This is a genomic window from Sphingomonas sp. 2378, assembly GCF_038084995.1.
In the GTDB taxonomy this organism is placed as follows: Bacteria; Pseudomonadota; Alphaproteobacteria; order Sphingomonadales; family Sphingomonadaceae; genus Sphingomonas.
This window is the reverse complement of record NZ_JAXCMJ010000126.1, coordinates 1-453: the sequence shown is the minus strand read 5'-3', so window position 1 is coordinate 453 and position 453 is coordinate 1. Positions and strand designations below refer to the sequence as shown.

1 protein-coding gene is annotated in these 453 nt (G+C 66.0%); it reads left to right on the top strand.

What is annotated here, in order from left to right; all coding sequences use genetic code 11:
• Positions 1-453, top strand: a 453-nt coding sequence (locus tag SM191_RS19590; protein WP_341507664.1) for an integrase core domain-containing protein, incomplete at both ends; no start/stop codon positions are given.

Here is a 453-nt window from a genome sequence, read left to right as displayed (position 1 = left end):
GGAGTCTGGACTTCGTCCACGACCAGCTCGTGACCGGCCGTCGGTTCCGCGTGCTCAACATCGTCGATGACGTCACGCGCGAATGCCTTCGGGCGGTGGTGGACACGTCGATCTCGGGCCGGCGGGTCGTGCGCGAGCTGGCCGATCTGATCGCCGAGCGTGGCAGGCCGAAGATGATCGTCAGCGACAACGGGACCGAACTGACGTCGAACGCGGTGCTCGCCTGGTCCGGCGATGCCCGCATCGAGTGGCATTACATCGCGCCGGGCAAGCCCACGCAGAACGGGTTCGTCGAGAGCTTTAACGGTCGCATGCGCGACGAGCTGCTCAACGAGACGCTGTTCTTCACCATCGGTCAGGCCCGCTCGATTCTGGCCCGCTGGGTCGACGACTACAACAACGAGCGTCCGCACTCCTCGCTCGGCTACGCCACTCCGGCAGCCTTCGCTGCCG